The sequence below is a fragment of the Neisseria sp. P0021.S005 genome, from assembly GCF_051956955.1.
Genome location: NZ_JBQCWY010000116.1, coordinates 1 through 7,804 on the forward strand (window position 1 = coordinate 1; position 7,804 = coordinate 7,804).

The following is a 7,804-nucleotide window of genomic DNA, read 5'->3' on the forward strand; positions in this document are numbered from 1 at the left end:
GTCTGGCTTTGAACCAAAACACGCAATAATCCGACACTCATTTTATTTTCCGTTTCTTGTGCAGTTTTCCCTTTAATTTAGAGGAAAGCCGTATTATTTTATCATTATTATGATTAAAGCATATATTCAATTATGCAAATCTGCTTAAGTTGCAAAGACATGCTTTTGCTTTAATTGTATTTTTATTTTGGACGGCCATTATAAAGCAAGGAGAATAGGCGTTAAACTCGATATTTTTAGATTATGATGAAAAAACAACAATTTTGTCGTATGAATCCGATCAATAACGAAATTATATTTCATGTTGTTATTGCTTGTTTGGAGATGGCAGAAAAGGTTGTTTTGATGGACAGACGGTTGGAATTTGAAATATGAAAAGGCCGTCTGAAAAGAGGAAACACATAATTTCAGACGGCCTCTGTTTTTGATTCTCTTATCCGTAAATCTTGGTTCGGATTTCAACAAGGGAATTGATTGCCAAACTGCTGTTTACAGCTGCCGGTAGATCGGACTGGGCGAACAAATTTTCTACTTCGTTAATCAATGTTTCTGCACGTGCCAACAGTTCATTGTAAGGAAAAGAACCGCGCTTGATGGCCAGCAATTCGTCACGATTGGGACGGCGTGGCCGGATCTCGCCATAAAGGGCAATATCGCGCGCGGTTTCAAGCAGGCGGAAGGTGTGCATCATATTTTTTGCATCGTAACCTTGGCCGTGCGCCTGCGTGCCTTGATAGCGTGTTTCGTTGCGTTCTGCCAGCCATTGTTGATAAGAGGCATATTCGCGGCAGTAGCTGCTGTATCCGTCTTGGTTGAAGGATAGATGGGCAAGCGGTGTTTCGCCTTCGGGAATGGAGCTGAGTGAAAGCGTTGTGGCTTCGGGTTTGGGTGCAATACTGTGGTAGCCAAGTGTGCCGTCGGCATCGTAAAACAGCGCATAAAGTTCTCGGGCGTGGGCTATTTTGATTAAGCCTACACGCCTTTGTTCCATTCCGCGTTGTGCAAGCCAGTACTGTAACGGTACGGTTTGCCTGCCTTCTATGATGTGGCAGAAATCAAGGATGCTTTTCTTTTCAGACGGCATCGGATTGCTGATTTTTTTATTCAATCCCCGTGCTTTTTTGATTTGTCCGTAGGCATAGCCTGCAAAACTTTGCTGGCAGGTTTTAGAGATAAACCATTCGGTTTTGAACGCATCCATCAATGGCGAACGGTATCGCACACAGTCGGAAGGGGAAGCCAGCAGCTCCAGCGTGTTCGGATTGCTTTGCAGCAGCAATTCAATAAACCGTCCCAGTTCGTAATACACAATATCGTTGGTCTCATTGCTGATTTGTGGGATGTATTCCATGCCGTAAAACATGGATTTGGGCAGGTAAAACACGCCTTTGATGTCGGTATCGGACTCGGGCGTTGCCAAACCGTAGGCGCGGCTGCCGGACACGGCTTCAAGCAGAATCAGGTTTTGCGTGTACAAGTCTTCGAGGGTCAGCATATTCAGACGGCCTTTTACGGATAAATGGTTGCCAAGGTCGAGCGGAACAATTCGTTCAAAGGCCCGCTATCGGCAGGTTCGGCAGCAGTGGCGGACAAGGCAGAAACTTCGTTATATAGGTCAACAGTCAGCTTTTGCAGCTCTGGAGATAATGTGTGCAGATAACTTTCGTTCTGCTCCGCTTTTAATGCAACCAGATCAGTAATTTGGGTAGCACAATCTGTCTGCCACTCATTCATCAACTCAACCAAAGTCATTGGCGGAATACCGCCTTGTTTCACTGCCCAGCGTGCCGCCAATAAAGGGCGCAAGACGTAAAACCATTTCTTCAATTTAATCGGCTGCGTCAAATCCATTGCTTTCAAAGCATTGCCGGCGATACCGCGATAATGGTGCAACAACGCGGCGGCTTGGACGTATTGGGGCGCAAGTTCGTTCAGATGGTCTGTGAATGCCTCATCTTGTGTATAAACAATCGGCGAACGCAACCATTCCAGCAATACGGCATTGCTTTTTCTCAACAGGCGCAAAGCCTTGCGGATGTCCCAGCCGCCTACGTCAAACCATTGGTTTTCAATAAATTCAAACGTATCTTTTGCTTCATCGATTTGCAGATAATGTTCTTGCGGGCGGATATAAACGGCGCGAACGTCATAATCGCTGTCGGGCGAAGCAAAGCCCCATGCACGGCTTCCGCTCTCCGCTGCCAGCAGAAAATGCAGTGGTTCGGCAAGTGAAATTTGAGTCAGTTTTTCTTGAATAGTTTGTTTCATTACGTTTTCCTTATTTTTGCAGAAAGGCCGTCTGAAACTGAGTAATCAGGTTTCAGACGGCCTTTTAGCTATTTAAATCCGATAGGATTGATTAGGCTTTGTTTTTCAGACGGCCATGCAATTCCTGTACGCTGTACACGCCCAAGTGTTCGCGGCTTTTTGCGCCTTCGCTCATGGCTTCGCCGCCGGCGATGGTGGTGTATTGCGGTACGCGTTGGGTGAGGGAGGTGCGGCGGATACTGTGGCTGTCGGTAACAGATTGTACTGTGCTGCCGACGGTGTTGACCACCAGTGCGATTTCGCCGTTTTTAATTGCGTCCACGATGTGTGGGCGGCCTTCCTGCACTTTGTTGACCGCTTGCACGATGATGCCGTGTTCTTTCAAGTATTCGGCGGTACCGCGAGTGGCGCAGACACCGTAGCCGAGTGCTTGGAAGTTTTGTGCGGTTTTGACGATGAGCGGTTTGTCTTCGTCGCGTACGGCGAGGAACACTTTGCCTGTTGTGCTCAAGCGTTCGCCTGCGCCGAGTTGGGCTTTGAAGTAGGCTTCGCCGAAGCTTGCGCCTACGCCCATGACTTCGCCGGTAGAGCGCATTTCAGGGCCGAGAATGGTGTCCACACCTGGGAATTTGATGAATGGGAACACGGCTTCTTTAACGGCGTAGAAGTCCGGGATGACTTCTTTTTCTACGCCTTGCTCTTTCAGCGAAATGCCTGCCATCACGCGTGCGCCGACTTTGGCGAGCGGTACACCGGTGGCTTTGGATACGAACGGTACGGTACGGCTGGCGCGTGGGTTTACTTCCAGTACGAAGACCACGCCGTCTTGTACGGCAAACTGTACGTTCATCAAGCCGACCACGCCCAGTGCGTATGCCATGGCTTTGGTTTGACGGCGGATTTCGTCTTGAATTTCTTCGTCCAAAGAGTATGGAGGCAATGAGCAGCCGGAGTCGCCGGAGTGGATACCTGCTTGTTCGACGTGTTGCATGATGCCGCCGATAACGACATCTTGGCCGTCTGAAACGCAGTCTACGTCCACTTCGATGGCGTTGTTCAAGAAGAAGTCGAGCAATACAGGGCTGTCTTCGGAAACTTGTACGGCTTCGCGCATGTATTTTTGCAACTCTTCGGCAGAGTGAACAATCTGCATGGCGCGGCCGCCGAGTACGTAAGAAGGACGGACAACCAACGGATAACCGATTTCTTCGGCTTTAACGAGGGCTTCTTCTTCGTTGTGGGCGATGCGGTTAGGCGGTTGACGCAGACCTAAGTCGTTCAACACTTTTTGGAAGCGTTCGCGGTCTTCGGCGGCGTCGATGCTGTCGGCAGATGTGCCGATGATGTTCACGCCGTTTGCCACCAATGCGTTGGCCAGTTTGAGCGGGGTTTGGCCGCCGTAATGCACAATCACGCCCCATGGGTTTTCGGTGCGGACGATTTCCAATACGTCTTCCAATGTCAGCGGCTCGAAGTATAGGCGGTCGCTGGTGTCGAAGTCGGTGGACACGGTTTCGGGGTTGCAGTTGACCATGATGGTTTCAAAACCGGATTCGCGCAGGGCGAGTGCAGCATGAACGCAGCAGTAGTCAAATTCAATACCTTGGCCGATACGGTTTGGACCACCGCCGAGAATCATCACTTTTTTACGATCGGAAGGACGGGATTCGCATTCTTCTTCGTAAGTGGAGTAGAGGTAGGCGGTTTCGGTGGCAAACTCGGCGGCACAGGTATCGACGCGTTTGTAAACCGGATGCAGTTTCAGCGAATAGCGGTGTTCGCGGACTTCTTTTTCACTTACGTTCAACAATTGTGCCAAACGTTTGTCAGAGAAGCCTTTGCGTTTCAGACGGCGTAAAGCGGCGTAATCCAAATCTTGCAACTGGCCGTCTGAAACCGATTTTTCTTCTTTCACCAAGTCTTCGATTTGCGCCAAGAACCAAGGATCGATGGCGCAGATTTCGTGGATTTCTTCCAGTGTGAAGCCTGCACGGAACGCATCTGCTACAAAAAGCATACGCTCAGGGCCCGGGTTGGCCAGTTCGCGGCGGATTTCCGCTTTGTCTTCGCTGCGCGGATTGAAGCCGCACAAGCCTGTTTCCAAGCCGCGCAGGGCTTTTTGGAAGCTTTCTTGAATGGTACGGCCCATCGCCATCACTTCGCCTACCGATTTCATCTGAGTGGTCAGGCGGTCGTCTGCGGCAGGGAATTTTTCAAATGCGAAACGCGGGATTTTGGTCACGACATAGTCGATGGAAGGCTCAAACGACGCGGGCGTGCGGCCGCCGGTAATGTCGTTGCGCAACTCGTCCAGCGTAAAGCCGACCGCCAGTTTGGCCGCTACTTTGGCAATCGGGAAGCCCGTTGCTTTAGATGCCAACGCGGAAGAACGGCTCACGCGCGGGTTCATCTCAATGACAATCATCTCGCCGTTTTCAGGGTTTACCGCAAACTGAACGTTTGAGCCGCCGGTATCCACGCCGATTTCTCGCAACACTGCCAACGAAGCATTACGCATGATTTGGTATTCTTTATCGGTCAATGTTTGTGCAGGCGCAACAGTGATGGAGTCGCCGGTATGCACGCCCATCGGGTCGAAGTTTTCAATCGAGCAGATAATGATGCAGTTGTCGTTTTTATCACGTACAACCTCCATCTCGTACTCTTTCCAGCCGAGAACGGATTGCTCAATCAGCAACTCATGCGTAGGCGAAGCATCAAAACCGCGTTCGCAAATTGCTAAGAACTCGTCTTTGTTGTAGGCAATACCGCCGCCCGAACCGCCCATCGTGAAAGAAGGACGAATCAGGGTAGGGAAGCCGACCTGTTCTTGCGCTGCCAAAGCTTCGTTCATGGTGTGGCAGACAAAAGATTTCGGGCAAGACAAACCGATTTTTTCCATCGCTTCTTTAAAGCGGCCTCGGTCTTCTGCTTTGTCAATCGCGTCTTCGGTCGCGCCAATCAGCTCGACGTTGTATTTCGCCAATACGCCGTTGCGCGCCAAATCCAGCGCACAGTTCAGCGCAGTCTGGCCGCCCATGGTAGGCAGAATCGCATCAGGTCGCTCCTTGGCGATAATTTTTTCCACCGTCTGCCACATAATCGGCTCGATGTAGGTAACATCCGCCATTTCAGGGTCGGTCATGATCGTGGCAGGGTTGGAATTCACCAGAATGACTTTATAGCCTTCTTCACGCAAAGCCTTGCAGGCCTGTGCGCCCGAATAGTCAAATTCGCAGGCCTGACCGATAACGATAGGGCCGGCGCCGATGATAAGGATGGATTTTAGGTCGGTACGTTTGGGCATGGGTGGGTCTCTTTGGGTTGGTTATTCAATATTTATAAGTGGTTTCAATCCGATAAATATATTCTTTGTCGTCAATCCAAACTGTAAACAATTCGTTTGGCTGTATTTTTTTCTCGCCTAAATTAGTATGCCAAATTTCAGTATCGAATGAACCAAAATTAAATTCACTGGCAGCTTTATCTAAAATGAAAGGATAAGTATTTTGTGCTTGTTTATGTTCTCCAAACCATCTTCCTTCAATAATTTTATTATTTTCTAATGCAGTCAGAATAATAAATTTATCTTCATTTTGAGGGCTGGCATTATCCAGCCAAACAGCAGTAATTCTTGAAAATTCCATTTCTCTATCCACAAAGATTGAATGACAGAAAGCAAGCGTAGGTTGGGTTGAAAACCCAACACAAACCGCTTAATTGTCTAAAGCATCGGGTTTGCTAACCCAGCAAGCTGTAGCCCACATGTAGGGTGTGTGCGGTACGCACGCACGCGTTCTCCATTTTTCCTGCAATTCCAACCTACCGCGTGCGTGCCTTGCGGCACATACCCTACCGATGGGTTCAAAGGTCGTCTGAAAAAATGCTCGCGGCGTTTGTTCCATCTGCCTTTCGATAAAAAGCTACCTGAAAAATTCCTGCCGTTGATATTTTGGTGACTCTTTTTCAGACGACCTTTTGCATTTTTATGTTGCACAGGCCGTCTGAAAACTTCCTTAAAAACTAGTGACAAACGTAATCAAGCCCAAAATGATGCCTGGGGCGTTCGCCAGCATGACGGGGTAGTCGCGTTTTTCTTTCAAAAAGCCGTAGGCAACCCATAATGTGCAGTTGATGGCGGCAACGAGGGGTTGCAACGGCGAGCCGGGGTTGCCGGCAAGGTTGTTTTGGATTTGTGGGATATAGGAAACGTACATACCGACGGCGGTTAGGGTGGCGACGACGGATAGAATGCGCATTTGCTTTTCTGTCATGGTTTTTCCTTTCTGATTAGAGGGTTGGGTTTCAGACTGTGTAGATGTTGAGAGAGTGTGTACCTGAATTTATATTTTTTGAGGTTTGGTTTTCAGACGGCCTGTTGTTGAGTTGAGTGTGGCCGTCTGAAACAATCAGCTTTATTGTTTTGCTGCTTTGATATTGTCAATGAATTTGTCGAACAGATAACCGACGTCTTGCGGACCCGGGCTGGCTTCGGGGTGGCCTTGGAAGCAGAACACGGGTTTGTCTGTCAGTTCGATGCCTTGTAAAGTGTTGTCAAACAAGGATTTGTGGGTAATGCGTGCGTTGGCAGGCAAAGTGTCAGCATCAACGGCGAAACCGTGGTTTTGGCTGGTAATGACGACTTTGCCGCTATCCAAATCTTGTACTGGATGGTTGGCACCGTGATGGCTGAAGCGCATTTTCAGGGTTTTTGCGCCGATGGCGAGGCTGATCAGCTGGTGTCCCAAACAAATGCCGAAAATCGGTTTGCCGCTTTCCATCAGTTTTTGTACGGCTTTGATGGCGTAGTCGCAAGGCTCAGGGTCGCCGGGGCCGTTGGACAGGAATATGCCGTCAGGATTGAGTGCCAACACGTCTTCCGCGCTAGTTTGCGCCGGAACGACGGTCAGGCGGCAGCCGCGTGAGGCGAGCATGCGCAGGATGTTAGTTTTGACACCGAAATCGTAGGCGACAACGTGGTAAGGCTGTTCGGAAGGGGTAATGAAACCTTTGCCCAATTCCCATTCGCCTTCGGTCCATTCGTAAGTTTCTGTGCAGGAAACTTCTTTTGCCAAGTCTTTGCCGACCATGCTGCCGAATGCGGCAATCAGTTCTTGTGCTTTTTCAACGGTGGCATCTGCACCGGTCAAGATTGCACCGCCTTGTGAACCTTTTTCACGCAACAGGGTGGTCAGGCGGCGAGTATCGATATCGGCGATGGCGACAGTTTTATTGCGTACCAAATAGTCGTGCAGGCTTTCGGATGCGCGGAAGTTGCTGTGCAAAAGCGGCAGGTCGCGGATAATCAAACCGGCGGCGTAAACGCTGCGGCTTTCTTCATCTTCAGCGTTGGTGCCAGTGTTGCCGATGTGTGGATAGGTAAGGGTAACGATTTGTTTGCAGTAGGAAGGGTCGGTCAGGATTTCCTGATAGCCGGTCATGGAAGTGTTGAACACGACTTCGCCGGAAGTCGAACCTTCGTAACCGATTGATGTGCCGTGAAATACGCTGCCGTCAGCGAGAACGAGAAGAGCCG

The 7,804-nt window shown here is 49.7% G+C and carries 7 protein-coding genes; 1 reads left to right on the forward strand and 6 read right to left on the reverse strand.

The features are described from left to right. Positions 1-433 precede the first annotated feature (433 nt). The 4 genes from ACTHUE_RS08280 to ACTHUE_RS08295 all read right to left on the reverse strand — a co-directional run bounded on the left by ACTHUE_RS08280 (position 434) and on the right by ACTHUE_RS08295 (position 5,915). Entirely contained in the window at positions 434-1,495 is a 1,062-nt protein-coding gene (locus tag ACTHUE_RS08280) for a DNA polymerase beta superfamily protein (RefSeq protein ID WP_107768720.1), read from the reverse strand. Positions 1,496-1,509: 14 nt separating this feature from the next. After that, on the reverse strand, positions 1,510-2,268 hold the full coding sequence (locus ACTHUE_RS08285; RefSeq protein ID WP_070459507.1) for a nucleotidyltransferase domain-containing protein: 759 nt from the start codon (positions 2,266-2,268) through the stop codon (positions 1,510-1,512). Between the two features lie 91 nt (positions 2,269-2,359). After that, on the reverse strand, positions 2,360-5,575 hold the full coding sequence (gene carB / locus ACTHUE_RS08290; protein WP_070695288.1) for a carbamoyl-phosphate synthase large subunit: 3,216 nt from the start codon (positions 5,573-5,575) through the stop codon (positions 2,360-2,362). A 25-nt stretch (positions 5,576-5,600) separates the two neighbouring features. Beyond that, positions 5,601-5,915, reverse strand: coding sequence for a hypothetical protein (locus ACTHUE_RS08295; protein WP_070695289.1), 315 nt, complete (start codon positions 5,913-5,915; stop codon positions 5,601-5,603). A gap of 129 nt (positions 5,916-6,044) precedes the next feature. Between ACTHUE_RS08295 and ACTHUE_RS08300 the strand changes: the two genes are divergently transcribed. After that, positions 6,045-6,227 carry a hypothetical protein gene (locus ACTHUE_RS08300; protein WP_168165176.1) on the forward strand — a complete coding sequence of 61 codons (183 nt, stop codon included), beginning with the start codon at positions 6,045-6,047 and terminating at the stop codon, positions 6,225-6,227. Between the two features lie 57 nt (positions 6,228-6,284). On the opposite strand, the gene ACTHUE_RS08305 is transcribed toward ACTHUE_RS08300, so the two are convergent. After that, the gene (locus ACTHUE_RS08305; RefSeq protein WP_049331825.1) at positions 6,285-6,542 is read right to left on the reverse strand and encodes a SemiSWEET family transporter; all 258 of its coding nucleotides are present in this window, start codon (positions 6,540-6,542) and stop codon (positions 6,285-6,287) included. A gap of 141 nt (positions 6,543-6,683) precedes the next feature. Further along, positions 6,684-7,804: glutamine-hydrolyzing carbamoyl-phosphate synthase small subunit (gene carA / locus ACTHUE_RS08310; RefSeq protein ID WP_440423259.1), on the reverse strand; the 1,121-nt coding region annotated here is incomplete at its 5' end.

What these genes read in the sequence shown, in the direction of transcription:
- carB (WP_070695288.1), bottom strand. Translation starts at nt 5,575, where the DNA reads ATGCCCAAACGTACCGACCTAAAATCCATCCTTATCATCGGCGCCGGC.
- ACTHUE_RS08305 (WP_049331825.1), bottom strand. Translation starts at nt 6,542, where the DNA reads ATGACAGAAAAGCAAATGCGCATTCTATCCGTCGTCGCCACCCTAACC.
- ACTHUE_RS08280 (WP_107768720.1), bottom strand. Translation starts at nt 1,495, where the DNA reads ATGCTGACCCTCGAAGACTTGTACACGCAAAACCTGATTCTGCTTGAA.
- ACTHUE_RS08285 (WP_070459507.1), bottom strand. Translation starts at nt 2,268, where the DNA reads ATGAAACAAACTATTCAAGAAAAACTGACTCAAATTTCACTTGCCGAA.
- ACTHUE_RS08295 (WP_070695289.1), bottom strand. Translation starts at nt 5,915, where the DNA reads ATGGAATTTTCAAGAATTACTGCTGTTTGGCTGGATAATGCCAGCCCT.